Source organism: Kribbella catacumbae DSM 19601 (assembly GCF_000372465.1).
Classification (GTDB): Bacteria; Actinomycetota; Actinomycetes; order Propionibacteriales; family Kribbellaceae; genus Kribbella; species Kribbella catacumbae.
In genome coordinates this window covers 1-25,526 of record NZ_AQUZ01000041.1, presented here as the reverse complement: position 1 = coordinate 25,526, position 25,526 = coordinate 1, and the positions used below count along the sequence as shown (strand labels likewise).

The 25,526-nt window shown below is 68.4% G+C and carries 27 protein-coding genes and 1 riboswitch; of the genes, 13 read left to right on the top strand and 14 right to left on the bottom strand.

The genetic code is table 11. From position 1 onward, the window contains the following. The first annotated feature begins 38 nt into the window (after nt 1-38). From A3ES_RS0132245 to A3ES_RS0132235, 3 genes are all read left to right on the top strand, one after another. Nucleotides 39-569, top strand: a complete 531-nt coding sequence (locus tag A3ES_RS0132245) for a hypothetical protein (RefSeq protein ID WP_020390978.1) — start codon at nt 39-41, stop codon at nt 567-569. After that, nucleotides 556-1,248 (top strand): uridine kinase family protein, encoded by a 693-nt coding sequence (locus A3ES_RS0132240; RefSeq protein ID WP_020390977.1) that lies wholly within the window; start codon nt 556-558, stop codon nt 1,246-1,248. Before A3ES_RS0132245 ends, A3ES_RS0132240 begins: the two co-directional genes overlap by 14 nt. Nucleotides 1,249-1,342: 94 nt before the next feature. After that, nucleotides 1,343-2,233 carry an aldose 1-epimerase family protein gene (locus A3ES_RS0132235; RefSeq protein ID WP_020390976.1) on the top strand — a complete coding sequence of 297 codons (891 nt, stop codon included), beginning with the start codon at nt 1,343-1,345 and terminating at the stop codon, nt 2,231-2,233. On the opposite strand, the gene A3ES_RS0132230 is transcribed toward A3ES_RS0132235, so the two are convergent. The 4 genes from A3ES_RS0132230 to A3ES_RS49185 are packed head-to-tail and all read right to left on the bottom strand — an operon-like array spanning nt 2,223 to nt 4,228. Further along, the gene (locus tag A3ES_RS0132230; RefSeq protein ID WP_020390975.1) at nt 2,223-2,672 is read right to left on the bottom strand and encodes a PH domain-containing protein; all 450 of its coding nucleotides are present in this window, start codon (nt 2,670-2,672) and stop codon (nt 2,223-2,225) included. The two genes, A3ES_RS0132235 and A3ES_RS0132230, sit on opposite strands and share 11 nt — an antisense overlap. Before the next feature lie 4 nt (nt 2,673-2,676). Beyond that, on the bottom strand, nt 2,677-3,522 hold the full coding sequence (gene hisG / locus A3ES_RS0132225; protein WP_020390974.1) for an ATP phosphoribosyltransferase: 846 nt from the start codon (nt 3,520-3,522) through the stop codon (nt 2,677-2,679). A gap of 45 nt (nt 3,523-3,567) precedes the next feature. Further along, on the bottom strand, nt 3,568-3,831 hold the full coding sequence (locus tag A3ES_RS0132220; protein ID WP_020390973.1) for a phosphoribosyl-ATP diphosphatase: 264 nt from the start codon (nt 3,829-3,831) through the stop codon (nt 3,568-3,570). Between the two features lie 40 nt (nt 3,832-3,871). Beyond that, nucleotides 3,872-4,228, bottom strand: coding sequence for an MBL fold metallo-hydrolase (locus A3ES_RS49185; protein WP_020390972.1), 357 nt, complete (start codon nt 4,226-4,228; stop codon nt 3,872-3,874). A gap of 101 nt (nt 4,229-4,329) precedes the next feature. Here A3ES_RS49185 and A3ES_RS0132210 point away from each other — a divergent pair, with 101 nt between their 5' ends. Further along, complete coding sequence (locus A3ES_RS0132210) at nt 4,330-5,421, top strand: P1 family peptidase (RefSeq protein ID WP_026163400.1); 1,092 nt, start codon at nt 4,330-4,332, stop codon at nt 5,419-5,421. Here A3ES_RS0132210 and A3ES_RS0132205 read toward each other — a convergent pair. Then, nucleotides 5,381-6,352: a helix-turn-helix transcriptional regulator gene (locus A3ES_RS0132205; RefSeq protein WP_020390970.1), complete on the bottom strand. Its 972-nt coding sequence runs from the start codon at nt 6,350-6,352 to the stop codon at nt 5,381-5,383. The two genes, A3ES_RS0132210 and A3ES_RS0132205, sit on opposite strands and share 41 nt — an antisense overlap. Before the next feature lie 61 nt (nt 6,353-6,413). On the opposite strand from A3ES_RS0132205, the gene A3ES_RS55680 reads away from it, so the two are divergent. Beyond that, nucleotides 6,414-8,324, top strand: a complete 1,911-nt coding sequence (locus A3ES_RS55680) for a hypothetical protein (RefSeq protein ID WP_020390969.1) — start codon at nt 6,414-6,416, stop codon at nt 8,322-8,324. Between the two features lie 48 nt (nt 8,325-8,372). Here A3ES_RS55680 and A3ES_RS0132195 read toward each other — a convergent pair whose 3' ends face one another. Beyond that, the gene (locus tag A3ES_RS0132195) at nt 8,373-8,846 is read right to left on the bottom strand and encodes a carboxymuconolactone decarboxylase family protein (protein WP_020390968.1); all 474 of its coding nucleotides are present in this window, start codon (nt 8,844-8,846) and stop codon (nt 8,373-8,375) included. A gap of 170 nt (nt 8,847-9,016) precedes the next feature. Here A3ES_RS0132195 and A3ES_RS0132190 point away from each other — a divergent pair, with 170 nt between their 5' ends. Further along, entirely contained in the window at nt 9,017-9,895 is an 879-nt protein-coding gene (locus A3ES_RS0132190; RefSeq protein WP_020390967.1) for an RNA polymerase sigma-70 factor, read from the top strand. A gap of 25 nt (nt 9,896-9,920) precedes the next feature. On the opposite strand, the gene ribH is transcribed toward A3ES_RS0132190, so the two are convergent. The 5 genes from ribH to ribD are packed head-to-tail and all read right to left on the bottom strand — an operon-like array spanning nt 9,921 to nt 13,937. Next, complete coding sequence (gene ribH / locus A3ES_RS0132185; RefSeq protein WP_020390966.1) at nt 9,921-10,391, bottom strand: 6,7-dimethyl-8-ribityllumazine synthase; 471 nt, start codon at nt 10,389-10,391, stop codon at nt 9,921-9,923. Next, entirely contained in the window at nt 10,391-11,623 is a 1,233-nt protein-coding gene (locus A3ES_RS0132180; protein ID WP_020390965.1) for a bifunctional 3,4-dihydroxy-2-butanone-4-phosphate synthase/GTP cyclohydrolase II, read from the bottom strand. The genes ribH and A3ES_RS0132180 overlap by 1 nt, the downstream gene beginning before the upstream one ends. A gap of 2 nt (nt 11,624-11,625) precedes the next feature. Next, nucleotides 11,626-12,306, bottom strand: a complete 681-nt coding sequence (gene pnuC, locus A3ES_RS0132175; protein WP_020390964.1) for a nicotinamide riboside transporter PnuC — start codon at nt 12,304-12,306, stop codon at nt 11,626-11,628. Then, the gene (locus A3ES_RS0132170; RefSeq protein WP_020390963.1) at nt 12,303-12,908 is read right to left on the bottom strand and encodes a riboflavin synthase; all 606 of its coding nucleotides are present in this window, start codon (nt 12,906-12,908) and stop codon (nt 12,303-12,305) included. Before A3ES_RS0132170 ends, pnuC begins: the two co-directional genes overlap by 4 nt. Further along, a complete protein-coding gene (gene ribD, locus A3ES_RS0132165; protein WP_020390962.1) occupies nt 12,909-13,937 on the bottom strand; it encodes a bifunctional diaminohydroxyphosphoribosylaminopyrimidine deaminase/5-amino-6-(5-phosphoribosylamino)uracil reductase RibD in 1,029 nt (342 codons plus the stop codon). A 125-nt stretch (nt 13,938-14,062) separates the two neighbouring features. Continuing rightward, a riboswitch (FMN riboswitch) is annotated at nt 14,063-14,194 on the bottom strand. Nucleotides 14,195-14,439: 245 nt separating this feature from the next. On the opposite strand from ribD, the gene A3ES_RS0132160 reads away from it, so the two are divergent. After that, nucleotides 14,440-15,363 (top strand): 2-dehydropantoate 2-reductase, encoded by a 924-nt coding sequence (locus tag A3ES_RS0132160; RefSeq protein ID WP_040456079.1) that lies wholly within the window; start codon nt 14,440-14,442, stop codon nt 15,361-15,363. Next, nucleotides 15,363-15,917, top strand: a complete 555-nt coding sequence (locus A3ES_RS0132155; protein WP_020390960.1) for a CGNR zinc finger domain-containing protein — start codon at nt 15,363-15,365, stop codon at nt 15,915-15,917. Before A3ES_RS0132160 ends, A3ES_RS0132155 begins: the two co-directional genes overlap by 1 nt. 47 nt (nt 15,918-15,964) lie before the next feature. Here A3ES_RS0132155 and A3ES_RS0132150 read toward each other — a convergent pair whose 3' ends face one another. Both A3ES_RS0132150 and A3ES_RS0132145 read right to left on the bottom strand, forming a co-directional pair. After that, entirely contained in the window at nt 15,965-17,134 is a 1,170-nt protein-coding gene (locus tag A3ES_RS0132150) for a serine/threonine-protein kinase (RefSeq protein ID WP_237745121.1), read from the bottom strand. A 65-nt stretch (nt 17,135-17,199) separates the two neighbouring features. Continuing rightward, nucleotides 17,200-19,224 (bottom strand): vWA domain-containing protein, encoded by a 2,025-nt coding sequence (locus A3ES_RS0132145; protein WP_020390958.1) that lies wholly within the window; start codon nt 19,222-19,224, stop codon nt 17,200-17,202. Between the two features lie 108 nt (nt 19,225-19,332). On the opposite strand from A3ES_RS0132145, the gene A3ES_RS0132140 reads away from it, so the two are divergent. The 5 genes from A3ES_RS0132140 (at nt 19,333) to A3ES_RS0132120 (ending at nt 23,162) form a co-directional block, all read left to right on the top strand. Next, entirely contained in the window at nt 19,333-19,896 is a 564-nt protein-coding gene (locus A3ES_RS0132140; RefSeq protein ID WP_020390957.1) for a transcriptional regulator, read from the top strand. 141 nt (nt 19,897-20,037) lie between these two features. Further along, complete coding sequence (locus A3ES_RS0132135) at nt 20,038-20,904, top strand: substrate-binding periplasmic protein (protein ID WP_020390956.1); 867 nt, start codon at nt 20,038-20,040, stop codon at nt 20,902-20,904. Nucleotide 20,905: 1 nt separating this feature from the next. After that, entirely contained in the window at nt 20,906-21,655 is a 750-nt protein-coding gene (locus A3ES_RS0132130) for an amino acid ABC transporter permease (protein WP_020390955.1), read from the top strand. Further along, nucleotides 21,639-22,382: an amino acid ABC transporter ATP-binding protein gene (locus tag A3ES_RS0132125; RefSeq protein WP_020390954.1), complete on the top strand. Its 744-nt coding sequence runs from the start codon at nt 21,639-21,641 to the stop codon at nt 22,380-22,382. The genes A3ES_RS0132130 and A3ES_RS0132125 overlap by 17 nt, the downstream gene beginning before the upstream one ends. 81 nt (nt 22,383-22,463) lie before the next feature. After that, nucleotides 22,464-23,162, top strand: a complete 699-nt coding sequence (locus tag A3ES_RS0132120; protein ID WP_020390953.1) for a polysaccharide deacetylase family protein — start codon at nt 22,464-22,466, stop codon at nt 23,160-23,162. Here the strand turns inward: A3ES_RS0132120 and A3ES_RS0132115 are convergent. Continuing rightward, a complete protein-coding gene (locus A3ES_RS0132115; protein ID WP_020390952.1) occupies nt 23,159-23,656 on the bottom strand; it encodes a hypothetical protein in 498 nt (165 codons plus the stop codon). The genes A3ES_RS0132120 and A3ES_RS0132115 overlap by 4 nt on opposite strands. Nucleotides 23,657-25,526: the final 1,870 nt, after the last annotated feature.

Below are 25,526 nucleotides of genomic sequence, written 5' to 3'. Positions count from 1 at the left end.
CCCCTTGGTTCGTGGCAGACCTGTGCGAGCCTGGGTATGTGCCTGACTTCAACGATCTGACGCTGCTGCCGTTCTGTGTCGGCCTCACGCTGCTCGGCCTGATCGGTTCGTGGGCCGCCTGGCGGCGCCGCGGACTCGCTTCGGGCGTCCGCGGCGTGGCCTGGTCGCTGCTCCCGGTCTCGCTGTACCTGACCGGGCTGCTCGAGCTGCTCTGGGACGTGGTGAAGTCCGTCAGTAGCTGGATCACGCATCTGATCTTCAACCCCACCGTGTGGGCCGGCGTGGCGCTGTTCGGCGTCTCGGTCGTGCTCTACGTCGTCTCCGGCGTGGCCAAGGGCCGCGGCGGAAGCAAGGAGAAGGCAGCCAAGCCCCAGCCCGCCACCCGGCCGGCCGCTGACGCGATCGGTGAACTGACCGCCAGCGGACCCGCTCCGGCCAGCGCCGGCAAGCCCGCCAAGACCCAACAGGACCGCCCGAAGGCAGCCAAGGCCCCCAAGGCGGCGAAGGGTCAGGAATCGTCGGAGTTCGACGAGATCGAGGACATCCTGAAGCGCCATGGAATCAACTAATCGCCTGACCAGCGACCCCCTGACCACTGCCCCTTCGGCCAGTGACCCACTGACCATCGACAGCCTGCTCGACCACGTCCAGGCGGCCCCCGCCCGGCTCGGCCGGACCCGGCTGATCAGCATCGACGGCCCGGCCGGATCCGGGAAGAGCACCCTGGCCGACCGCGTCGCCGCGCGTGCGGAGGCGCGCGGCCTGCACACCCGGGTGCTCCGCATGGATGACCTGTACGACGGCTGGGACGGTGCCGTCCGTGGTTTCGCGCTCCTGCGTGATCACGTACTCACCCGTCTCGCCGACGGCCGCGAAGGGCGCTACCGCCGGTACGACTGGACCACCGGCGCGTACGCCGAGCTGCATCTCGTACCGGCGACCGTCGAGTTGCTGATCGTCGAAGGCGTCACCTCCTGCGACCGCGACGCCGACGCCTGGCAGTCGCTGAAGATCTGGATCGAGACGACCAACGAGATCCGCCTGGAACGCGGCATCGATCGCGACGGCGAGGCCCTGCGCGACCGCTGGCTGGACTGGATGCGCTGGGAACGCGACCACTTCGCCACCGAGAACACCCGCACCCGCGCCAACCTGGTTGTCGACGGCAACCCCGTCGTCCCGCACGACCCGGCCACCGAGCTGGTCACCAAGTCGCTCAATCTCCCCCACGACTCAGCCGCCTCCTGAAGCCAGCCGGTCGAGCCGGCGGTAGGCGTCCCAGCCGACAGACCGTTGCCACGTCGCAGCGAGTTCGGCCTCGTAGTGGGCGAGGATAGGGCGCATGAGCGTTCTGCCGTCGGGTGAGCAGTGGACCATTCGCGCCGGGGAGTACGCCGGCACCGTTGTGAGCGTAGGAGGCGGCCTGCGCGGTCTCTCGTACGCCGGTCGCGAGGTGCTGGTCGGCTATCCGGAGGACCAGCCGGCCAGGGCCGGGATCGGGCAGCACCTGTTCCCTTGGCCGAATCGGGTCACGGATGGCAAGTACACGTTCCAGGGCGTCGACCAGCAGCTCTATCTGACCGAGCCGCCGCGGAGCAACGCGATCCACGGCCTGACCCGCTGGGCCAACTGGGAGCGGGTGGACGACGGTACCGACGAGTCCTTCGTCGAGGTCGCTCACCGGTTGCACGGGCAGCCGGGGTACCCGCACCAGCTGGACCTGACTATCACCTACCAGCTCGACGCGACCAACGGGCTGACCGTCACGGCCCGCGCGACAAACGTCGGCGCGGGCGACGCGCCGTACGGGTACGGGACGCATCCCTACCTCAGCGTCGGCCGGCGAATCGACGAGTGTGAGCTGGAGTTCACCGCCGCCAGCTGGCTCGAGGTCACGCCGGACAGGTTGAGCCCGATCGGCCTCGCCGACGTCGCCGGTTCGCAGTACGACTTCGGGCAGGCGCGGAAGCTGCAGGATCTCGACATCGACAACGCGTTCACCGGCCTGCCTGAGAACTGGGAGGTCCGGCTGACGGACCCGGCGACGGGGAACTCGGCGCGGCTGGTCAGCGACACGAAGTGGATGCAGCTCTACACGGCGAACGCGATCGGCCGCGCCGGCCTGGCCGTCGAGCCGATGACCTGTCCGCCCGACGCCTTCATCAGCGGCGAGGACCTGGTCGTCCTGAAGCCCGGCGACGAGCACACCACGAGCTTTAGGGTCAGTGTTTAGCGCCCGCGCCGTGTGAGCGAGCCACGGCCGCAAGTTCGCGCGCCGCGCGGCTCGCTCGTGCTCCCTCGGACGCCTGCACCGCCAGTACTCCGAGTCGGTTGCCCTCGGCATCGAACAGTTGCAGCCACGGATCGCCCGCGCGGAACCGCAGCGCCTTCACGTCATCCCAGGCGTACTGATAGGTCCGGAACACGTTCCGCACCCGCAGGTTGTCCTCGTACGCCGTGACGCGGACCGTCGCCATCCGGTACAGCAGATAGAGCACGGTCCCGAAGAACGCCAGCAACGTGAGCCGCTGGAACAAGGTGAACGTGTCCCGCGCCTCCGCCGACAGCTGGACCCAGATCACCCCGAAGACGGCGACGATCGACAGTCCCATCACGCCGGCCATCATCGCGATCGCCCACGGATGGAACGTCCACAACGCCTTCGGGGCCATCGGCTCAGATCCGGCAGGCGTGGATGTCGGTGGTCAGGATGGCGCGCGCGCCGACGTCCCAGAGCTGGTCCATGATCCGCTGTGCGTCGGCTCGGAGCACCATCACCCGGACGGCGACCCAGCCTTCCCGATGAAGCGGCGACACCGTCGGCGACTCCAGGCCGGGCGCGACCGCGTTCGCGGCCTCCACGGCTTCGGCGCGGATGTCGTAGTCCATCATCACGTAGTTGCGCGCGACCAGGACGCCTTCCAGCCGGCGGACGAGCTGCTCCACCCCGTTCGGCTTCTCCACGCCCTGGCGCCGGATCAGCACGGCCTCGGACTTGAGGATCACGTCGCCGAACACCTCCAGGCCCGCCTGGCGCAGCGTCGTACCGGTCTCGACGACGTCGGCGATCACGTCTGCGACGCCGAGCTGGACCGCGGACTCGACCGCGCCGTCCAGCTTGACCACGGACGCCTCGACGCCGTGCTCGGCCAGGTGGTCGCTGAGGATGCCCGCGAAGGAGGTGGCGATCCGCTTGCCCTGCAGATCCTTCACCGACTGCGCGACGCCCGGCCGGCCGGCGAACCGGAAGGTCGAGCCGCCGAAGCCGAGCTCCAGGATGGTGTCCGCGGCGGCGTGCGAGTCGAGCACCAGGTCGCGGCCGGAGATGCCGACGTCGAGGGTGCCCTCACCGACGTACACGGCGATGTCGCGCGGGCGCAGGTAGTAGAACTCGACGCCGTTGTCGGGGTCGGTCAGAGAGAGGTCTTTGCTGGTCCGGCGCTGCCGGTAGCCGGCCTCGGCCAGGATGGCGGTGGCGGCCTCGCTCAGCGAGCCTTTGTTGGGTACTGCGACGCGCAGCATGAAACGGCCTTTCGGGAAGAGGTGAACCGGGTCCGCAGGGCACTCCTACAGATGTCGGTACACGTCGTCGAGGCTCAGACCGAGCGCGTGCATCATCACCTGCGCGTGGTAGAGCAGCTGGCTCAGCTCCTCCGCGGCCCGTTCCTTGCCTTCGTGCTCGGCGGCCATCCAGGACTCGGCGGCCTCCTCGACCAGCTTCTTGCCGATCGTGTGCACGCCGGCATCCAGCGCTGCCACCGTGCCGGAGCCCTCCGGTCGGGTCAGCGCCTTCTCGCCCAGCTCGGCGAAGAGTTCGTCAAAGGTCTTCATCGCGGGTCCAGCCTAGAGGTCGGCCGCCGGCAGGTTGCGGTCAGGTCTCGCTCCCCGGACTTTCCCGCGGTGCGGAATGCGAGTCGACGTACCAGCGGTGCCGCTCGGCGAGCAGCCGTCTCACCATCCCGAAATCCATCTCGTCACCTTCTTCCCGCAGGTGGAACGGCGGCGGAAAGTAGCAGTCCCCCATCAACATCACCCCGGAGTCCGGCACGACGACCACGGCCGAATCCGGCGCATGCCGCCCACCCACATGCCTGACCTGTACTCCGCCCGCCAACTCGAGGGTCTCCTCGAACGCCCGATGCGGCGGGAGCACCGCGAACCCGCCCCACTCCGGCATCGCCAGGGCCCGGGCCCGGAAGCTCGGACCGAGCCGCGGATTCTCGGCCACCTGATCCCGACGCGCGGATCGCCTCCGGGTCGGGGTCGTGCGGGTAGAGCCAGACCCGCCCGCTGAGGTGCAGCAATTCCATCTGGCTGAGAATAGCCAGTGTGAGAATTCGTTCCTTGGGAGTGGCGCCAGGCACATTGCCGACCGGCCGGCTGAACGCGATCACCGACGTACCAGGCGTCCTCGTCGGGCAGACCACGATCGCCGGCGGGGACCTGAACACCGGGGTCACCGCCATCGTGCCGGCTGATTTCGCCGCTGGGCTGCCCGCGGCGGTTGCTGTCGGCAACGGCTACGGGAAGCTGGTCGGATCGACCCAGGTGGACGAGCTCGGCATCATCGAAACGCCGATCCTGCTGACCGGGACGCTCTCCGTCTTCCGCGTGGCCGATGCCTTGCTGACCTGGCTCCTGGACCGCGATCCCACCGCTCTCAGCCTCAACCCGGTGGTCGGCGAGACCAACGACGGCTATCTCTCCGACATCCGTAGCCGTCCCATCACACCCGAGCACGTCTTCGCAGCCCTCGACTCCGCCTCCGCAGAGCTTCCTGCGGAAGGCAATGCCGGCGCCGGCGCCGGCACCGTCGCTCTTGGGTACAAAGCGGGCATTGGCACAGCATCGCGCTTGGTTCCGACCGCGAACGCCGCCGCCGTCGCCTCCGGCGGTGGCGGTGGCGGCGGTGGCGGTGGGGGTGGGGTCAGCGGTGGTGCTGTGAGCGGCGGTCGGGATGGGGCCAGCGGCGGAGCAGCTGGCGTGGTGGGAGTTTTGGTGCAAGCGAACTTCTCCGGCACGTTGACGGTGCTCGGTACGCCGATCCCGCCACCGGTGGAGAAGCCGGCACCGGAGGGGAACTCGTGCATGATCGTGATCGCCACCGATCTGCCGCTCGACGCGCGGCAGCTCGGCAGGGTCGCCCGGCGTGCGGTGTTTGCCATGGGCCGGGTGGGCTCCGACTTCTCGCCAGGCAGTGGCGACTACGCGATCGCATTCAGCACCAACCGGACCACGCCGATCCAAGATCACGACTTGAAACAAGTCTTCAACGCAACTACTGAAGCCACGGAAGAGGCGTTGCTCAACTCGCTCACGATGGCGACGACCGTGACCGGGTATAACGGCAACACGCAGTACGCCGTACCGCATGAGCTGATCACCCGTAGAGCTCGGCAACTGACTCAGCCAGGCGCTTGAGTTCGTCGCGTAGTTCGGGCGGCTCCAGGACCTCCAGCGACTTGCCGTAGCGGATCAGTTGCGTCGCCGCGTTGCCCACGGACTCGATCGGTACGGCGACCGTGATGCTGCCGTCCTCGGCCGGTTCCGCGCCGGTGTCGGCGACCGCCTTCAGCAGCAGGGATGCCGAGAGATCGGCGAGCCGTCCGGCCAGGTCGGCCGAGATCCGCACCACCGCTTCGCCGGTGAACCGCTGCTGCTCGAAGCGATCCAGATGCTCCTGCCAATGCTTGGCCAGGTCGAATCCGGCGGGCCGGGTGAACACCTCGTCGGTCGGCGCCAATTGCAGGATGTTGGAGACGCGATACGTCCGTACTCCGCTGGGCGTCGCGGCCACGACGTACCAGCTGCCGTTTTTCAGGACGAGCCCGTACGGTTCGAGCGTCCGCTCCACTTCGCGGGGCGCCTCCCAGCGGCGGTAGAGCACCTTGATCCGGCGATCCTCCATCACCGCCGACGCAACCGCTGACAGGTAGGGCGAGTCCTCGGCATCGCGGTACCACGCGGGCATGTCGAGGTGGAAACGGTTCTTCAGCCGCCCGGCCCGATCGCGCTGATCTGGCGCCAGCGCGGCGAGCAGCTTCAGCTCGGCCGCACTCGTCTGCTCGGTCAGCCCGAGTGCCGCGGCGGGTCCGGGCATCCCGACCAGGAACAGGGCGGCCGCCTCGCCCTCGGTGAGCCCGGTGAGCTTGGTGCGATAGCCGTCGACCAGGCGATACCCGCCGGCGCGACCCTGGTCGGCGTACACGGGAACCCCGGCCGCGGCTAGCGCCTCGACGTCGCGGTAGATCGTCCGCAGCGAGACCTCGAGCTCCTCGGCCAGCTCCCGCGCGGTCAGCTGACGGCGTGTCTGCAGCAGCAGAAGGATCTGGAGCAGCCGGCTCGAGCGCATGGTTCGAGGTTAACCGGAATCACTGCCACTCACTGTCAGGTATAGGCGAGAGGCTCTGCTCATGAGCACAATCACCAAGGTCACCGACGACTTCGACTTCCTGATCGGCCACTTCGACGTCGCCAACCGCGTCCTGACGCCGGCCGGCGACTGGGAGGAATTCGCCGGCACCCACAGCGGGCTGAGCCACTTCGCCGGAGCCGTCATCGTCGACGAGGTGCGCTTCCCGAGCCAGGGTGGCTTCGGGATGACGCTTCGCCTCTACGACCCGGTCGAGAAGATCTGGACGATCTACTGGGTCAACAGCCGGACCGGGAAACTCCAGCCGCCCGTCCGCGGCGGCTGGTCGGACGGCGTCTGCACCCTGTACGGCGAAGACGACCTGGGCGATCGCAGGATCCCTGTCCGCCTGCGCTGGTCGGATGTCACCGACGAGACCGCGCGCTGGGAGCAGGCCTACTCCGAGGACGGCGGCAAGACCTGGGACACCAACTGGACGATGGACTTCACCCGGCGATCGAGCGAACCGCCGGCGCTGGACATCCCCAAGGTCACCGGTGATTTCGACTTCTTCGCCGGCGAGTGGAACGTCCAGCACCGCCGCCTGATCGACCCGCTGACCGGCAGCGACGAGTGGAAGGAGATGCCCGGCACAGCGGATTGCTACACGCTTTTCGACGGCGCCGTCTGCATCGACGAGACCTTCTTCCCGACCGAGGATTTCGACGGGATGACCGTGCGCCTGTACGACGTGGCGGCCGGATCCTGGGCGATCTACTGGATCAACAGCAAGCGTGGCGAGCTGGAGCCACCCGTGTACGGCGGCTTCGGCGCGGACGGTGTCGGCATCCTCGAAGGGCCCGATGAGCACGACGGGCAGCCGGTCGACGTCCGGTTCCGGTGGACGAAGGGCGACGTACCGGTCTGGGAGCAGTTCTTCTCGAACGACGGCGGCGCCGGCTGGGAGAGCAACTGGACGATGACCTTCACCCGGCGGTCCACCCTCCCTGAATCGCAGAGCCCCAAGCTGACCAGCGACTTCGACTTCCTCAACGGGTACTTCGATGTGCGGCACCGGACGCTCACCAAGGTGTTCGTCGGGAGCGACGACTGGCAGACCTTCGAAGGGACGTGTTCCGCGCGGACCCACTTCGACGGGGCGATCAGTGTCGACGAGATGCAGTTCCCGAGCAAGGCGTCGTACGGGATGTCGGTGCGGCTGTACGACCCGGTCGAGAAGGACTGGACGATCTACTGGATCAGCAGCAAGACGATGGAGCTCAACCCGCCGGTGAAGGGCCGCTGGGCCGAGGACGGCAAGTCGTGCTGGCTGGTCGGCGAGGAGGAGATCGACGGCCGGCCGATCCTGGTCAGCTATGCCTGGTCGGACATCACCGAGACGACCGCGCACTGGGAGCAGTCCTTCTCCGCCGACGGCGGCGACACCTGGGAGCTGAACTGGGTGATGGACTTCACCCGTCGCGACACCGAGCCGCCGCGCGTCGACATCCCGAAGGTGACGGGCGATTTCGACTTCCAGGTCGGCGAATGGGACATGCACAACGAACGCCGGCGGCCCCCGCTCGGCGAACCGGCCGAATGGTACGAGCTCAAGTCCAAGCTGAAGGCCACCACGTACTTCGACGGCGCGATCAGCTTCGACGAAGGCTGGTATCCGAGCGAAGGCTTCCGTGGCGCGACGCTACGGCTCTACAACCCGCACTCGAAGACCTGGGCGATCCACTGGATCAACAGCCTGCGCGGCAAGCTGGAGAGCCCGGTGATCGGGGCGTTCGGCGACGACGGCCGCGGCATCTTCGAGGGGCCTGACGTGTGGGAGGGCCAGCCGATCGACGTCCGCTTCGTCTGGACACCCGGCTCCGACAAGTCCAACTGGGAACAGCTCTTCTCCACCGACGGCGGCGAAACCTGGCACAGCAACTGGAAGATGCGCCACACCCGCATCCCCTGACAAGCCCTGGCCCTTCCTCCATAGGGAAGGGCCAGTGGCCGGCCCCGGTCAGCCGAACTGGCCGGGCTGGTAGTCGCCGACGGGGTTCTGGACGATGACGTTCAGCCGGTTGGCCGTGTTGATCAAGGCGATCAGGCCCACCAGCGTGGCGAGCTGGTCCTCGTCGTAGTACTTGGCGGCGTTCTCCCACACCTCGTCAGGGACGCCACCGGCCGTGTCGGCGATCCGGGTGCCCTGCTCCGTCAGCTCCAGCGCCGCGCGCTCGGCCTCGGTGAACAGGTCCGTTTCCCGCCAGGCCGCGACCAGGTTGACCCGCTGGGGCGTTTCTCCGTCGTGCGCGGCGTCCTTCGTGTGCATGTCGGTGCAGACGCTGCAGCCGTTGATCTGGCTGGCCCGCAGCGTCACCAGGTGCATCGTCTTGGCCGGCAGCGGTGAATCCAGCAGGACCCGGTGCATTGCGACGAAGTGCTTCATGATCTTGCCGGTGATCGGGTTGGTGGCGAGGTCCAGGCGAGCTTCCATCGTGCACACTCCTTGATGATTGTGTTGGTTGACCACAAGGCACCGCGGAGCCGCGTGCTGTGACGGTCCGGCGACGTGACGTGGACCACTGGGCGTTCCTGTCACAAAGCGATGCCGGCCGGTGTCCTGTGACTGACCCCGGCCCAGTGCGAACAGACAGGAACGAGCAGATGGATTCCGCCACCGAGGCATTCGTTGCCCACCGCAACCTGCTTTTCACCGTCGCCTACGAGATGCTCGGCTCAGCGACGGACGCGGAGGATGTGCTCCAGGAGACCTGGCTGCGCTGGGCGGCGGTCGACCACAGCACAGTGCGGGAGCAACGGGCGTACCTGGTCCGGATCACCACCCGTCAGGCGCTCAACAGACTACGGTCGCTCGGCCGGCGCAAGGAGTCGTACGTCGGTTCCTGGTTGCCCGAGCCGCTCCTGACCGCGCCCGATGTGGCTGACGACGTCGAACTGTCCGACAGCGTCTCGATGGCGATGCTGCTGGTACTGGAGACGCTCACGCCGACCGAGCGAGCGGTCTTCGTCCTGCGCGACGTGTTCGCTCTGGAGTACGACGAGATCGCGGAGGCCGTCGGCAAGACGCCGGCCGCGGTCCGCCAGATCGCGCACCGGGCGCGGGCTCACGTCGCTGCCCGCCGGCCGCGCGGGGTCGTGTCCCAGGCCGAGTCACGGAACGCGGTCGAGGCGTTCCAGCGGGCGGTCACGACGGGCGACCTGCAGAGCCTGGTCGATATCCTCGCGCCCGACGTCGTCCTGCTCGGCGACGGCGGCGGCATCAAGCAGACCCTCCCGCGCCCCATCCTCGGCGCCGACAAGGTGGCACGCCTGCTCACCGTCGGCCTGGGCCAGGCCGGTCATCACCTGTCGGTCGAACCGGTCCAGGTCAACGGCAGCCCGGCGATGGTCATCCGCCGCGACGGCGAACTGGACGGAGTGATGGCGCTGACCATCGAGGACGGCCTCATCACCGGCATGTACTACGTCCGCAACCCCGACAAGCTGTCGTGGATGCAGCGGGAGACCACTGTCAGCCGGTAGAGCGTGCGGGTGGCGAGCAGGGTCGCTAGAGAGCGCGGGTGGCGAGCAGGGTGGCGAGGGCTGCCTGGGTGGACTCGTAGCCCTTGTCTTCGCGGCTGTCGGGGAGGCCTGCGCGATCCAGCGCCTGCGGGTCGTTGTCGCAGGTCAGCAGGCCGAAGCCGACCGGTACGCCGGTGTCGACCGCGACTCGCATCAGGCCCTCGGTCGCCGCCTGGCAGACGTACTCGAAGTGCGGGGTGTCGCCGCGGATCACAACGCCGAGCGCGACGACCACGTCGTACCCGCCCTTGGCCGCGTGCAGCGCCGCGACCGGCAGCTCGAAGGAGCCCGGCACCCGGACCACCTTGTAGTCGGTGACGCCCGAGTCGGCCAGTGCCCGCTCGGCGCCGGCCACCAGCGAGTCGGTCACCTGCGGGTGCCACTGGGCCGCGATGACCGCGACCCGGACGCCGTCAGCCTGCGGGATTTCGATGCTGGGTGCTCCGCTGCCCGACATCAGCCGGCTCCGTTCTCGTCAGTGCCGGTGGGCAGGTGGTGTCCCATCCGGTCGCGCTTGGTCCGCAGGTACCGCAGGTTGTGCTCGGTCGGGTCGATCGAGATGCCGCGGCGCTCGACCACGTCGATGCCGTAGCGCTGGACGCCGGCCAGCTTGTCCGGGTTGTTCGTCAGCAGCTTCACCGAAGTGATGCCCAGGTCGGCCAGGATCTGCGCGCCGGTGCCGTAGTCGCGGGCGTCTGCGGGCAGGCCCAGATCCAGGTTCGCGTCGACCGTGTCGCGGCCGGCGTCCTGCAACTCGTACGCCTGCAGCTTGTGCAGCAGGCCGATCCCCCGGCCCTCGTGGCCACGCAAGTAGACGACGACGCCACCCTCGGCCGCGACCTGGCGCATCGCCTCGTCGAGCTGCGGACCACAGTCGCACCGCAGGGACCCGAGCACGTCACCCGTCAGGCATTCCGAGTGCAGCCGGACCAGCGTCGGCCCGGTACCGATCTCGCCGCGGACCAGTGCGAGCTGCTCGGTCCCGTCGATGATGTTCCGGTAGCCGTGGGCAACGAAATCGCCGTACTGCGTCGGCAGCGTGGTGGTCGCGACGCGCTTGATCTGGCTTTCCGTCCTGCGCCGGTACCGGATCAGGTCCTCGATCGAGATCAGCACCAGGCCGTGCTCGTCGGCGAACTTCCGCAGCTCTCCCCCGCGCTTCATCGTGCCGTCGTCGTTCACCAGCTCGGCGATCACCGCGGACGGCCGCAGCCCCGCGAGCCGGGCGAGATCGAGCGACGCCTCGGTGTGCCCGGGCCGCACGAGGACGCCGCCTTCGCGGGCCCGCAGCGGGAAGATGTGTCCCGGCTGCACCAGGTCGTACGACTCCGATGCCGAGTCGGCCAGCACCCGGATCGTCCGGGCCCGGTCAGCCGCCGAGATGCCGGTGGTGACGTTGTCGCGGGCATCGACCGAGATCGTGTACGCCGTCCGGAGCCGCTCGCGGTTGTGCGGCGTCATCAACGGGATGCCGAGCCGGTCGAGCTCGGCCGCCTCCATCGGGACGCAGACGACGCCGGAGCTGTAGCGGATCAGGAAGGCCAGCAGTTCCGGAGTCGCCTTGGCGGCCGCGAAAATCAGGTCGCCCTCGTTCTCGCGGTCCTCGTCGTCGACCACGATCACCGGCCGGCCGGCCCGGATCTCGTCGATCGCGTGCTCGATCGTGTCGAGCTTCAATACCTCGCCCATGGTCAGACCACCGCAACTGGCTCAGGAGTGGCCTGGTTGGCCGTCTCGCGATTCTGGATCCGCCACCAAGAGGCGAATCCGAGGACACAGAAGAGCCCGTAGACGACGTACATCGTCGCCGACGGGTAGAACTTCGCTTGCACCAGCAGCGGTACGCCGACGACGTCCACCGCGATCCAGATCAGCCAGAACTCGACGAACCCACGCGCCATCCCGTACGTCGCCAGGATGGAGCCGGTCAGGATCCACGCGTCCCACTGCGGTCCCCAGGAGCCCAGCGCCTTCAGCACCGGGTAGGCGATCGCGTAGAGCACCACTGCGGCGCCCAGCAGCTCGAGACGCTGACGTCCCGTCGCCCAGCGAGGCTGTACTCCGGTCGCGGCGCCGCCGTGGCGGTTCTGGTACCAGCGGTACCAGCCGTAGAGGCTGACGAGCGCGAAGAAGACCTGTCGCCCGGCCTGGCCCCAGAGGTCCTTGTCCTGCGGATTGTCGAACAATCCACCAACAAAAACGGTGAATAGTAGAACGTTGCCAATGATGCCGACCGGCCAGGCCGCAACCAGCCGGCGCATGCCGAACAGCGCGCTGCCCAGACCGAACACGTTGCCGACGATCTCGCGAACCAGCACCGGCGACCCGGCGATGGTGATCTGCGAATGCAGCAACCAGTCGAAGACGTTCATGCCTTGCCTCCGGTGAGCAGGCGCTCGACGTACTTGGCGATGACGTCGACCTCGAGGTTCACCGTGTCGCCGATCTTGTTGCGGCCCAGCACGGTCAGCTCGAGCGTGGTCGGGATCAGGCTGATCCCGAAGGTCCCGGTGGCGTCGTCCACATCGGTGACCGTGAGCGAGACGCCGTCGACGGCGATCGAGCCCTTCTCCGCGACGTACCGGAGGATCTCGGCCGGCGCGGCGATCCGGACGACCTCCCAGTGCTCGGCGGGTTCGCGGCTCGCGATCGTGCCGACGCCGTCGACGTGGCCCTGGACGATGTGACCGCCGAGCCTGGCGTGGGCCGCGACCGCGCGTTCGAGGTTGACCTTCGAGCCCTTCCCGACGCTGCCGAGGCTGGTGCGCTGGAGGGTCTCGCGCATCACGTCCGCGGTGAAGGTGCCGTCGCCGTGCTCGATCACCGTCAGGCAACAGCCGTTCACCGAGATCGAGTCGCCGTGTCCGGCGTCCTCGGTCACCTTCGGACCGCGGATGGTCAGCCTCGCGGCGTCCCCGTCCAGCAGATCCAGCGATTCGACCGTGCCGAGTTCTTCGATGATGCCCGTGAACATCTACTTTCCTCCCAGAGGAGTGAGGGTGAGGCGTACGTCGTCGCCGAGGCGGGTGACGTCCGCAAGGTTGAAGCGCCGCAGGTGGTCGATAGATTCCGCGCCCAGGTCGCCGATCGCGGAGAAGCCCGAGCCGAGCACCGCCGGTGCGACGTACGCGACGATCTGGTCGACCAACTGCGCGCGCAGGAACGCGGCCGCGAGTGTCGGGCCGCCTTCGAGCCAGAGGTGCCGGATCTGGTGATCGTCCAGCTGGCGCAGTACCTCGGCCGGGTCGTGGGTGGGCAGCAGCAGCGTCTCGGCGCGGTCGTTGCGGACCTTGGCCGTCAGCGGGATCTCGCGGTCGCCGACGACAACCCGCAGCGGCTGCCGCGCGGCCGGGTGATCCTGCTCGTCGCGCACGGTCAGCTCGGGATCGTCGGTGAGTACGGTCTGGGTGCCGACCGCGATCGCGTCACACTCGGCGCGCTTCTTGTGCACGTCGGCGCGGGCGAGCGGGCCGGTGATCCACTTGCTCGACCGGTCCGGCGCCGCCGAGCGCCCGTCGAGCGTGGTCGCGAACTTCCAGGTGACGAACGGCCGACCTTGCCGAACGCTGTGCAGCCAGACGTGGTTGACCGCCTCTGCCTCGTCCTGGAGCACGCCCTGCTCGACCCGGATGTTCTTGGTCGCCAGCTTCTCGGCTCCACCGGCCGCCTGCCGATTCGGATCCGGTACGGCGTACAGGACCCGCGCGACACCGGCCGCGATCAACGCATCCGCACACGGCCCGGTCCGGCCGGTGTGGTTGCAGGGTTCCAGCGTCACGTACGCCGTACCGCCGCGGGCGCGCTCGCCGGCCATCCGGAGCGCTTCGACCTCCGCGTGCGGCCCGCCCGGGTAGGCGTGGAATCCCTCGCCGACCGGGTGACCGTCGCGGGCGGTGATGACACAGCCGACGACCGGGTTCGGGTGCGTGCTGCCGACGCCGTACGCGGCCAGCTCGACGGCACGACGCATCCAGGCGATGTCGATCGGCGAGGCGTTCTTCACTGACGGGTCCCTCGTTGTCACGGACGCACACCGGGGCCATGACAACCGGCGCACGCGCGGACCCGGACGCTCGCGGGACACGGCTGACTTCAGCCGGGCCCGGACGCCGGAGCGCACCCGCCGATCGCGTGCGCCTCCCATCCGGACTTTCACCGTCGGTCCTGGAATTCCACCAGGTCAACCGGCCGAGATACAGCTACGGCCGGGTCGCGGACTATCACCGCCGGCTCGGAATTACACCGACCCCGGAGCACGCGAGTGGGTTCACTCGTACTTGAAGTGTGCCACGGCAACCGAAAACCACCACGACCTGGGTCACATCCTGAACAACAGGTCACCCCCGTCACGGGCTGGCGCGCTGAGCCCGCCCGAACCACTGGCACGCAGCCTCGATCCGTGCATGCCCCCCGTTGCATCCGCCAAGCCGGCGCCTGCCCCACCCCTAGTCACCTGCTGATCGACACCCTGGCCTGTTACCGGTTAGACCGGTAACATCACCGGCATGACGATCAAGATCGCAGTACTGGGTGTGGGTGGCGTTGGTGGGTACTTCGGGGGGCGGTTGGCTGCGGCTGGGCATGAGGTGAGTTTTGTGGCGCGGGGTGAGCATCTGCAGGCCTTGCGGAAGGGCGGGCTGACCGTCGAGAGCGTCGCGGGGGACTTTGCGGTGGAGTCGGTGGTGGCGACTGATGATCCGGCGGAGATCGGTGAGGTCGACTACGTCTTGCTGGGGGTGAAGACGTGGCAGCTCGAGGGTGCGATCGCGATGCTGGAGCCGCTGGTCGGGGCCGGGACGGCGGTTGTTACCACGCAGAACGGGGTCGATGCGCCTCAGCAGGTGGCGGATCGCGTTGGCCGGGACAGTGTCTTGCCGGGTGCCATCGAGGTGATCGCGTTCCTTGACGGGCCGGGGCGGGTGCGGCACATCGGTGGGCTTGGGAAGCTCACGTTCGGCGAGTGGGACAGCCGGCCGAGCGAGCGGGTTGAGCTGTTGCGCTCGGCGTTGCAGGGATCAGGGCTGACCGCGGTGGTACCGGGCGATGTCTGGGTCGCGCTGTGGAGCAAGTTCCTTGCACTCGGCTCGTTTGGCGCAGTCGCGACGGTCACCAACGCGCCGTACGGCGTACTGCGTACGCGGCCGGGCACCAGGCAACTGCTCTTGGACAGCATGAACGAGATCAAGCAGGTGGCGAAGGCGACCGGTGTCGAGTTGCCCACCGATGCCGTGGACAAGACGCTCGCGTTCCTCGACAGCCTGCCCGCCGAGGGGACGACCTCGTTGCAACGCGACATCAACGCCGGCAAGCCGTCCGAACTGGAGGCCTGGACCGGCGCCGTCGTGAGGCTCGGAAGGGAGACCGGTACGCCGACCCCGCTCAACAACCTCCTGTACGAACTGGCGAGTGCGCGCAGCCAGGTGGGCTGATGGCCGTCGATCTTCTCGCGTTCCCGTTCATCGGCGGGCGGACAACGCTCGACTTCGTCGCCACGCTCGGCAAGCGCAGTACGGCGAAGCTCGAGCGGATGCGGACGCCGGAAGACCTTGCCCGATGGGCGGAGCTGGCGGGCCTGGGGACGATCTCGGCCGACGAGGCGGATCTTGAAGCGGCGAGGTTGTTGCGGGAAGCCCTGTACAGGTTGGTGTTGTCGACTCTCGGCCGGGCACCCGCGCGCCCGGCCGATGTCGGGATGGTCAACAAGTGGGCGGCTCAGGACGCACCGGCGCCCGCGCTCGCGATTCGGTCGAGAGCCTTACGCCGAAACGATCCCGCGCCGACAGCATCCGCAGTACTGGCTGCCACCGCCCGCGACGGAGTCGAGTTGCTGACCGGCCCCGAAGCGGCGTCGATCCGCGAATGCGAAGACCCGGCCTGCACACTGCTCTTCGTAGATACCAGCCGCAGCCACCGCCGCCGCTGGTGCTCAATGAACGTCTGCGGTGCCCGCAACAAGATGCGCACCCTCCGCACCCCGAACTAGGCGAGGACGGCCGCCGAACACCAGCGGCTGCTCGGCTGGGAGAAGGGTCAGCGCAGTAGCAACCAGACGGCGGCTACAAGCAGCACGGCCGCGCCGCCGAAGCTTCCAACCGCTACCCACGCCAGAGGGCCCATCCGCCCAGCACCCTCGACCCCACTCGCCTGAGGGCGCCGACGCCCCGCCGCAGCAAGCACCGCTCCGCCCGACGTCAGCGGAGGTGCGGCGTCAGCCGGGCGAAGCGTTGGAGTCGCGGCCGGCGTGGGTGCAGCGTCAGTCGCGCGAGGCATTCGAGCCGCAGTCGGCGGGGGTGAGGCGTCAGCTGGGCCAGGCGTTGGAGTCGCGGTCAGCGGGGGTGCGGCTGGGGTAGGGCCGGCGGGTGTCCAGGCTGGTGGGAGGGGTGGGAGTTGGTCGAAGACTTCGGGTGGGTCTGGAGCCATGGTCCAGGGCGTGACGCCGGCTGGTGGGAGGAGGCCGGTTTTGGCGAGCAGGCGTCCGGTGGCGGCTGCGGAGTCGGGGCGGTTCGCCGGATCGGCTGAGGTGAGCAGGCGGATCAAGTCCCAGAGCAGGTCATCGCCGCCCGCGGGAAGGTTGCCGTGGATGTCTGGGCGTTCGCCGGTGAGGAGTTCAGCCGCGACGGCGCCGACCGTGTAGAGGTCCTGGCGAGGATCAGGGTCAGCACCCGCCATTTGCTCCGGCGCGATGTACCCCGGCGTACCGAGGATTGTGCTGTGCCGGGTCATCCTTGGCTCATCCAGCAATCCGGCGATGCCGAAGTCGGAGAGCCGCAACCGCGGGTGCGCAGTACCGGTCGCATCCAGCAGCAGGTTGGCAGGCTTCAAGTCGCGGTGGACGATTCCGGCCGCGTGGACCGCAGACAGCCCGTGCAGCAACTGATCGACCAGTACGGCGACGTACGACGCCGGCAGCGGCCCGTGGTCCCCGAGCAACGTGGCGACCGACCCGCCACGGACCAGGTCCATCGCGAACACGACCTTGTCGTCATCTGCCGCCCACCCGTGCGGCGCGACCACATGCGGGTGCTCGATCCGCAAGGACTGCTCTCGCACGAACCGCAGCAGCGTCGCCGCGTCATGCTGCCCGAGCACCTTCGCCGCGACGTACCCCTTCCGCCGCAGATCCCACGCCCGCCAGACCGACCCCATCCCACCGGTACCGACCAGATCGATCAGCACATATCGCCCAGCAAACGCCTCCACCGGCTAGAAGCTACCGCAGAGCGCGCCCGGCTGCGGGAGGGGCAGCCGGGCGCGCGGGGAGTTGGTCAGCGACCGGGCGGACCCTGGTTGGGCGCCTGCGGCGGGTACTGCTGCGGTGGGTACTGCTGCTGCGGGTACTGCGGAGGTGATTGCTGCGAGTGGGCGGCAACCGGCTGCCTACGGAGCCGGACGATGGACCAGGCACCCACCAGCACCAGGAGGAGAGCGCCACCACCCAGACCGGCGATCAGCCCGACCGGCGCCCCATCGCCGGTGGACGAGCTGCCGTTGTCCTCGACCGGCCCCCCGGCCTCGGTCTTCTCATCGGTCGGCTGCGACGGCTCGGCGGATGGGGTCGGGCTCGGTGTCGGTGTCACGGTGTCACCCGACACCGGCGTCGCCCCGTCCACGTACTCCGGCTTGCCCGTCCCCGCGGTGCCCTGCATGCCGATGGTCACCGTCATCGGAACAGCGAATGCCTTGTCCTCCGCCCTCCTGCTCAGCGAGACCGCGAGGTAGTACTCGCCCGGCGTCGACGTCCCGGTGTCCTGGTTGTTGGCGCCGTCGCGGTTCAGGTAGCGGATCTCCTTCATCGTGACGCCATGCACGATGCCCTGCTTGGTCAGCACTCCACGTTTGCCTCCGGAGCCGGGCATCTTCTTCGCGAACACCGCGTACACGTCCTCACCGATCGGCGAGATCAGTGCGGTGTCGAGATAGCGGACCGTCCCGCTCGCCTCCGCCAGCGCCCCACCTAGCTGCGCCACGGTGACCTGCGCCTGGATTCGCTGCCCCCAGTCCGCCTTGACCCGGTACAGCTGCAGCTCGCCCGGCATCAAGGTGGTCTTGTAGCTGCCCGCCGCCAGCAACGGAGCGTCGGGGAAGCTGGAGCCGGGAGTGACCTCGCGCGGCGTGGTGCCGGGCATCGACACCCAGACAGGGTCGCCGGCTTTCGCAGGCAGGCTCGTGGTCGAGGCGACCGGCGGTTCCTCGTTGATCCTCAGCTCATAGGGAACACCTTTGAGCTGACGGAAGTCTTTGCCCGCGGACACCGTGAGGACCATCTGCGCGGACTCGGAGCACTCCTTCTGCCAGTCCGACCAGCTCGACGCGGTACCGGTCGCCAGGCCCTGGTCACCCTCGAAGGCCCGCGGATAGCTCCACCCGCAGTTGTCCCCTTCGGTGGTGTTCAACTTGACCTCGGACTGGATGACCAGGTCGCCACCGGCCGGCCGCCGGAAGCTGATGCCGGCTCGCAGCGTCGAGCCAGGGATGGTCCGCTTGATCACGTAGTACTTCGCCGTCGGCGATCCGGTGAACGAGTCCGAGTAGTGGCCCGGCGCAAGCACCGGCGCGCCCTCCTGCTGCGGAGCGCCCTGGACTGGCGTACCGGAGATGCGGAACGGCCGGAAGGCCCGGGTGGACAACCGATCCAGCCCGGCTTCGAGGTCGATCGTGGAGTCGGCGTCGTAGTAGTCGCCGCGGCCTTCGCGGGCGACGCACTGGAGCTGGCTGCGCGCCTTCGCCCCGACCCGGAACCCGACGACGTCGATCTTCAGATCGATGCCCTGCTTGGCGATCTCCTTCGCCACCGCGCACGGCTCCGGCGCACAGGTCGCCTCACCGTCCGACACGAGCACGATCGTGCGTTGCCCGCTCGGCCCGAGATCCTTCGCGGCCTGCTGCAGCGAGTACCCGATCGGCGTCTCGCCGAAGGGCTTGTACGTCGAGATCGCGGCGAGCAGTTGCGGCCGGTTGCCAGTGCCGATCGGCACGGTCAGCTGGGTGTCCGTGCAGGCGCCGGGCTGGCTGCGCTTGAAGACCGTGGCGCCGTAGACCCGCAGACCGACCTGCGCGTTCTCGGGGAGCTTGCCCACCACCTGGGTGAGCGCCGTCCGGGCCGCGACGATCTTCGTCTTGCCGTCACCGGCCGGCTCCTTCATCGAGCCCGACGAGTCGAGCACGAGAACGAGCTTGCCGGTGTCACCCGGCTCGGGGTCTGCCTGCGCAGTACCGATCGACAGACACGCCAGTAGCACGGCGGCGATCAGCGCGAGGGCCGCGGGGCGGCGGTATCCCTGCGTTCGCATCATCTTTTCCTCCAGATCGATTCGCTATCGCAATGTTTGCAGTTTGCGATAGCGAATGTCAAGCGCGTTCGACTGGCCTACCGTCTTCGCAAGTGCGAAGATGGACCCGTGGATCAGACCGAGCACAACCTACGGCAGCAGACCGAGCTGTACGGCGAGCCCCTGGGCGACCTGATGCGCCGGATCGGCGGCACCCTCGGCCTGACCCAGGCCCGGCTCGCCGAGGCGATCGGCCTGTCCGCCCCCATGCTGTCGCAGCTGATGAGCGGGCAACGGGTCAAGATCGGCAACCCCGCGGTGGTGTCGCGGCTGCACTCGCTCGACCTGCTCGTGACCCGCGTCACCGAGGAGGGGCTCGAGGAACCACAGATCGCGGTCGAGCTGGCCGGCATCCGGAGCAGCACCGGCGCCTTCACCAGATCAGCACCGGCTGGACACACACCGGCCGACGCCCCGGCAAATTCGATGCCTGCGGCAAACAACCCGCGCCCGGACGCGCGCACCGTAGTACGGGAGATCCAGGATCTGTTCCGCTCGGTGGCATCGGCCGACGAGATCCAGCGGGCCGCGGACCAGATCGTTGCCCAGTCCCCCGGACTCGCCGAACTGCTGCTCGCCTACGGTGCGGGGCGGACCGATGACGCCGTGGCACACTACGAGCGTCATCACTGACTCATATATCACGGAGTGAGTAGACATTCCGGACCCGTCTCATCCGGTGTCACGACGGAATTCGCTGCCTGTCCGCGGCGTTAGCGTCGTTCGGTGGGCCAACCCCATCGTTCCCGAATCGCTTGTTCTAAGGAGACACCCGTGCGCGCCATCAGCGCCTTCCGCCGCCTCGCTGCCATTGGTACGGCCGTCACCCTGGCTGCCGCGCTGGCAGCTTGTGGCAGTGACGACAAATCCGATGCCTCAGGCCCCGATCTCGGCCTGCTCCAGGCGGGCACGCTGCGGATCGGCACGCTCACCGACGCGCCGCCGAACGTGTATGTGAAGGACGGCAAGTTCACCGGCTTCGACAACGACCTGATCACCGCGGTCGCCGCGAAGCTGAACCTGAAGCCCGAGTTCGTCGGCACCGACTTCTCCGCCCTGCTCTCCCAGGTCAACGGCGGCCAGTACGATCTCGGCAGCTCGTCCATCACGGTCACCGAGGCGCGCAAGAAGACGGTTGCCTTCAGCAATGGCTATGACTTCGGCTACCTCGGCCTGAACACCACCAAGACGTCGGGCATCAAGAGCTTCGACCAGCTCGGCGGCAAGCGGGTAGTGGTTGTCCAGGGCACCGTTCAGGACGACTACGCGAGCCAGAAGGACCTGAACCCGGTCCGGGTGCCGAACTACAACGCCGCGCTCGGCCAGCTCAAGGCCGGTACCGCCGACGCCTGGGTCTCCCCCGCCGAGATCGGCGAGAAGATGGCCAAGGAACAAGGCGGCGGCACCGTCATCCTGGCCGCCAAGGAGCTCAGCGACGCCCCGATGGCCTTCGCCGTGGCCAAGAGCAACGACAAGCTGCGCGACGCCGTCAACAAAGCGCTCGACGAGGTGATTGCCGACGGCACCTGGACGAAGCTGGTCGAGCAGTACTACCCGGGACGTGCGGTACCGGTGAACTTCAAGCCGGGAAGCGGCTCGGTGAAGTTCACCGCGCCGTCGTCCACCCCCGCAGCCGGCTGAGATGGACATCTGGTCCACCCTGAACGACACCTTCCTCGACTGGGAGTCGATGAAGGCAGTCCTGCCCGAGATGCTGAAGGTGGGACTGGTCAACACCCTCATCCTCGCGGCCGCCTCGGTCGTGCTGGGCACCATGCTCGGCATGATCGTGGCGGTCATGGGGCTGTCCCGCCGACGGTGGCTGCGGTGGCCGGCGAAGGTCTACACCGACATCTTCCGCGGCCTGCCGGCGATCCTGACCATCCTGCTGATCGGCCAGGGGCTGTCGCCGATCACGCGGCACTGGTGGGGCCCGAATCCCTACCCGCTGGGCATTCTCGCGCTGTCGCTGATCGCGGCGGCGTACATCGGCGAGATCTTCCGGTCCGGCATCCAGAGCGTGGAGAAGGGCCAGTTGGAGGCGTCGCGCGCGCTCGGCTTCAGCTACACCGCCGGGATGCGGCTGGTCGTCATCCCGCAGGGTGTACGCCGGGTGCTGCCGGCGCTGGTGAACCAGTTCATTGCCTTGGTCAAGGAGTCGAGCCTGGTCTACTTCCTCGGCCTGCTGGCCAGTCAGCGGGAGTTGTTCCGGATCGGGCAAGACGCCGCGGCGACCAACGGCAACCTGTCGCCGTTGCTGCTGGCCGGCATCTTCTACCTGATCATCACCGTTCCGTTGACCCACCTGGTCAACTACTTCGACAAGCGGCTGCGTGAAGGCCGTCCCGCCGATCTCGAGGTCGAGGAGCTCACCCATGCCGACCATCGTTGAGTCCGCCGCCAGCCTGGAGCTCACCGGGATCGAACTTGCCTTCGGCAACAACAAGGTGCTGCGCGGTGTCGACCTCGCAGTACCGGCGGGCAAGACGGCTTGTGTGATCGGGCCGTCGGGGTCCGGCAAGTCGACGTTGCTGCGGGCCACCAACCGGCTGCTCGAACCGTCCGCGGGCGACATCAAGCTCGGCGGCGAGTCGGTACTGCGGAGCAACCCGGACGAGCTGCGGCGCCGGATCGGGATGGTGTTCCAGCACTTCAACCTGTTCCCGCACAAGACGGTACTGGAGAACATCACCCTGCCCTTGCGCAAGATCAAGAAGCTGACCCCGGACGGCGCGGTCGAGGCGGCCCGGATCCAGCTCGAACTGGTCGGCCTCAAGGAGAAGGAATCGGCGCGACCCGGCAACCTTTCTGGTGGCCAGCAGCAACGAGTCGCGATCGCCCGGGCCCTGGCGATGGAGCCCGAGGTGATGCTGTTCGACGAGGCCACCTCGGCGCTCGACCCCGAACTGGTGAAGGGCGTTCTGGGCCTGATGGCCGACCTCGCCTCGGCGGGTATGACGATGATCGTCGTCACCCACGAGATGGGCTTCGCCCGCCAGGTCGCTGACCAGGTCGCGTTCATGGATCACGGTGTCGTGGTCGAGTCCGGCGTACCGGAAAAGCTCTTCACCGCGGCGGAGTCACCGCGGTTGCAGCAGTTCTTGTCGCAGGTGCTCTAGCTATTTGAGTCCTGGGCGCCGATGGTGGAGATGACCCCGCTTTCCTGAGGTCTCCTTCGTCATCGGTGTCTGGGGGCTCCAATGATTCCTCGTTGGCAGGTTCGAATCACCATCGTCGGTCTCAGTCTGGTGCTGGCGGCCGGCCTCTCGGCGGCGGCCAAGCCCGACCAACAAGCCGTGCACACCGCCACGATGGCGCCCCAGGCCGCGACCGCGTCGAAGTACGTCTATCTTACCTTCGACGACGGGCCGCATCCGCAGTACACGGCGCAGGTCCTTGCCATCCTCCGGAAGTACGGAGTCAGGGCAACCTTTTTCGAGCTCGGCCGGAACGCGGCGCGCTATCCGTATCTGACCCGGCGGGCCGATCTGTACGGCCATAGCGTGCAGAACCACACCTGGTCGCACCCGGACCTCCGGAAGGTGAGCTGGGCGACCTTCAAGTCCCAGGTCCAGTCGACGGACCGGACCCTCCGAGCGCAGACCGGCTACACCCCACGCTGCCTCAGACCGCCGTACGGCGCAACGAACAGCGTCGTCTCCCGGCGGGCAGCGGCCCTTGGCAAGAAGGTCAAACTCTGGTCCGTCGATCCGCGGGACTGGTCACGCCCCGGTACGTCGGTGATCGTCCGGCGAGTTCTCGCGAGCGTGCGCAGTGGCTCGGTGGTCCTGATGCATGATGGCGGCGGCAATCGCAGCCAGACCGTCGCGGCGCTGCCCACCATCCTGAGAACCCTCAAGGCCCGCGGCTACACCTTCTACCCGATCTGGTGCACCTAGGGTGCTGACGCCCGCCGGGTGCGGTCCTTTTCGATGATGGCCTCGGCGACTTCTTGGATGGCGCCGCGAATCAGGTCACCGTAGGGATCCTGCGGAAGGTCGGAGGCCTGCGCCTTGGCCGCGTCGATGTGCTCGGTGGCAGCTTCGAATGACCCGAGCCGACGGAAGTTGTCGGCAAGGTTGAGGTGCAGTGAGGGGTAGAAGCCGGCGATGTGGAGGCCGGTGTGGTGGTCCTGGACGCGCTGCTCGGTCACGGCATCGGCAGCGTCCAGGGCCCGGATGTCCCACACGAGGGCCTGGGCGGGATCCTCGTAGAGATCCGCTAGGTAATGCGCGAGCGAGCAGCGGTACAGCGGGTCGCCGGTGACACCGATCCCGGCCCACAGGCTTAGGAGCTCTCGACGGGCGGACGCGGTGTCACCGGCTCGACCTTCGATGACGGCGTGACCGATGGCTTCCATAGTCGGATCGGGACTGGCCGGCGCGGCCGTCATGGGGTGTTTGTCTCAGTACTTGGCACCTCGCCATCCTTGAGCTTCAACCAACTCGAAGGTCAACCGGCAATCCCTTGAAACTGTGGAGAGTTGGGTTTGTTGTTTCGGCTCTGGGCAGTCCAGCCAGCCAGGCAGGATCCTGGACCCTGGGTAGTGAACTGCCCGAGCCCTGCGCTCCAACTCCACGGTCGAGTCCCAGGCCTCGATCACTGCGTTGTCCAGCCCCGACCCAACCGGACTGGCCCATCGGTTGGGTGGCACCGCTCCTTGTACCCTCGACCGGTTCCCGCAACTGTGTCTGGACCTGTCCGCACATCGGCGTCTTGCTGCTCCCCGACCGGGAACCCAGGCGATACCTCGCGAACCCAGGTCCAGCATGCTGTCCAGCAAGCGGCGGCGCCCTGGCAGCACCCACCCCGGCGGTCGGCATGGCCCTGCCGCTACCCGTGAGAACACCACCGGACACCGACCGCTTGCCGCTGCTCGCCGGCACACACCCGACGAACCCGCCCCCCCGAGTAAGCCAGGGGATCCCTGCGCCCTAGGGTTCCAGCGCGTGCGTCCCGGTGTGGTCGACCCGGAACTTGAAGCCGTGCCGAGTGGTCCATTCCAAGGCGCCGTCGTCGAGGCGCTCGACCGCCCACCCGCCAAGCGTCTTCACCCGGTGGCTGTAGCGCCGCAGCGGGGCGAGGTTCGCGATGCTGGTCTGGCCGGGCGGCCCGGTGTCGGAGAAGTCGTACGGCGTGATGTGGTCGAGGTCGGTGCTCTCGGTGGTCTCGGCGGCTCCGTAGGGAAACTGCTCGACCGGGTAGGTGAGCTTGAGGCGTTCGCGCATCTCCCGCGGCACCTCGTAGGCATTGACGTTGATCCGGTTTTCGTTGAGGTCGATCACCGGCTTGATGACGATCTGCCCGTGCCCGAGCAACTCTTCCAGCCGGGCGGCCAGGACCGGCCCGAACCGCTCCACGCGGGCGACGCCTTCACCGTCNAGCAGGGTCTGGTCGGTGATGTGCACATACATCGTGGTGGGAGCCGGGCTGCGCCCGGTCGCGCCGAGACCGGTGCGGTAGGCGTCCTGGCGGATCGCGGCCAGCTTGCGGCGCAGTTCCAGGCGCACGGCATCATCCAGCACCGGCTCGGCCGCGTCGGCCGGCTCGGCCGGCTCGGCCGCCCAGGTTGGCTCAGGCTCGGCCGGCTCAGGCTGGGCTGGCTCAGGCTGGGCTGGCTCGGGCTCGGCTGGCTCGCGGTGGCGGGTGCCGCTGGGGTGGCGGGGTGCCCACGGGTCGTGTGGCCGGTCGCCCACCGGGTCGCCGGGATCCGGCGGCTCCCCCCGGTCGGCGTCGTCGGCGTCGGCCTGGGTGTGGTTGTCCCACGGCTCGTTACCGGCACACCAGCCCTGAGAACCCGCGCCACCTCCCGACTCCGCGGCACCGCATCGCTCCTCGGCACCGTCGGCATCGACGTGACCACCGGCAGCGGGGAGGGTGCCGGGGCCGCAGTGGCGGTCGGCGCCAGGGTGGTCGCCGGGCTCGGGGTGGTTGCCGGGGTCGGGGTGGTTGCCGGTGGGCGGGTCCTGGGTCGCGGACCTGCCGGCGAGGTCCGGGGTGGTGGCGGCGTCCGTCGCGGTGGCGGGGTCCGGGGCGTCCGTCGCGGCGGCATCGTCCGTCGCGGTGGCGGGGTCCGGGGCGAGGCCGCCGGCCGGGTCCGGCTCCGGCTGCGCCGCACGGTCAGCGCTGTCAGCGCCCTCAGCGCTGCCAGTGGTGGAGTCTGTGTCGGCGGCCTCGGCGGAGTCTGCGTCGACGGGAGGGCCGCAGGAGGTGTCCGCGGCAGCAGACGCGGGATCGGCAGCAGAGCCAGCGGTGGTGCCTGC

Excerpts from the sequence above, each read along its gene's own strand:
- A3ES_RS0132195 (WP_020390968.1), bottom strand. The coding sequence starts at position 8,846 with ATGGAAGCTCGCCTGGACCTCGCCACCAACCCGATCACCGGCAAGATC.
- A3ES_RS0132180 (WP_020390965.1), bottom strand. The coding sequence starts at position 11,623 with ATGGGCGAGGTATTGAAGCTCGACACGATCGAGCACGCGATCGACGAG.
- A3ES_RS0132235 (WP_020390976.1), top strand. The coding sequence starts at position 1,343 with ATGAGCGTTCTGCCGTCGGGTGAGCAGTGGACCATTCGCGCCGGGGAG.
- ribH (WP_020390966.1), bottom strand. The coding sequence starts at position 10,391 with ATGTCGGGCAGCGGAGCACCCAGCATCGAAATCCCGCAGGCTGACGGC.
- A3ES_RS0132190 (WP_020390967.1), top strand. The coding sequence starts at position 9,017 with ATGGATTCCGCCACCGAGGCATTCGTTGCCCACCGCAACCTGCTTTTC.
- A3ES_RS0132120 (WP_020390953.1), top strand. The coding sequence starts at position 22,464 with ATGATTCCTCGTTGGCAGGTTCGAATCACCATCGTCGGTCTCAGTCTG.
- A3ES_RS0132160 (WP_040456079.1), top strand. The coding sequence starts at position 14,440 with ATGACGATCAAGATCGCAGTACTGGGTGTGGGTGGCGTTGGTGGGTAC.
- pnuC (WP_020390964.1), bottom strand. The coding sequence starts at position 12,306 with ATGAACGTCTTCGACTGGTTGCTGCATTCGCAGATCACCATCGCCGGG.
- hisG (WP_020390974.1), bottom strand. The coding sequence starts at position 3,522 with ATGCTGCGCGTCGCAGTACCCAACAAAGGCTCGCTGAGCGAGGCCGCC.
- A3ES_RS0132220 (WP_020390973.1), bottom strand. The coding sequence starts at position 3,831 with ATGAAGACCTTTGACGAACTCTTCGCCGAGCTGGGCGAGAAGGCGCTG.
- A3ES_RS0132145 (WP_020390958.1), bottom strand. The coding sequence starts at position 19,224 with ATGCGAACGCAGGGATACCGCCGCCCCGCGGCCCTCGCGCTGATCGCC.
- A3ES_RS0132170 (WP_020390963.1), bottom strand. The coding sequence starts at position 12,908 with ATGTTCACGGGCATCATCGAAGAACTCGGCACGGTCGAATCGCTGGAT.
- A3ES_RS0132155 (WP_020390960.1), top strand. The coding sequence starts at position 15,363 with ATGGCCGTCGATCTTCTCGCGTTCCCGTTCATCGGCGGGCGGACAACG.
- A3ES_RS0132230 (WP_020390975.1), bottom strand. The coding sequence starts at position 2,672 with ATGGCCCCGAAGGCGTTGTGGACGTTCCATCCGTGGGCGATCGCGATG.
- A3ES_RS0132125 (WP_020390954.1), top strand. The coding sequence starts at position 21,639 with ATGCCGACCATCGTTGAGTCCGCCGCCAGCCTGGAGCTCACCGGGATC.
- A3ES_RS0132115 (WP_020390952.1), bottom strand. The coding sequence starts at position 23,656 with ATGACGGCCGCGCCGGCCAGTCCCGATCCGACTATGGAAGCCATCGGT.
- A3ES_RS0132240 (WP_020390977.1), top strand. The coding sequence starts at position 556 with ATGGAATCAACTAATCGCCTGACCAGCGACCCCCTGACCACTGCCCCT.
- A3ES_RS0132130 (WP_020390955.1), top strand. The coding sequence starts at position 20,906 with ATGGACATCTGGTCCACCCTGAACGACACCTTCCTCGACTGGGAGTCG.
- A3ES_RS55680 (WP_020390969.1), top strand. The coding sequence starts at position 6,414 with ATGAGCACAATCACCAAGGTCACCGACGACTTCGACTTCCTGATCGGC.
- A3ES_RS0132205 (WP_020390970.1), bottom strand. The coding sequence starts at position 6,352 with ATGCGCTCGAGCCGGCTGCTCCAGATCCTTCTGCTGCTGCAGACACGC.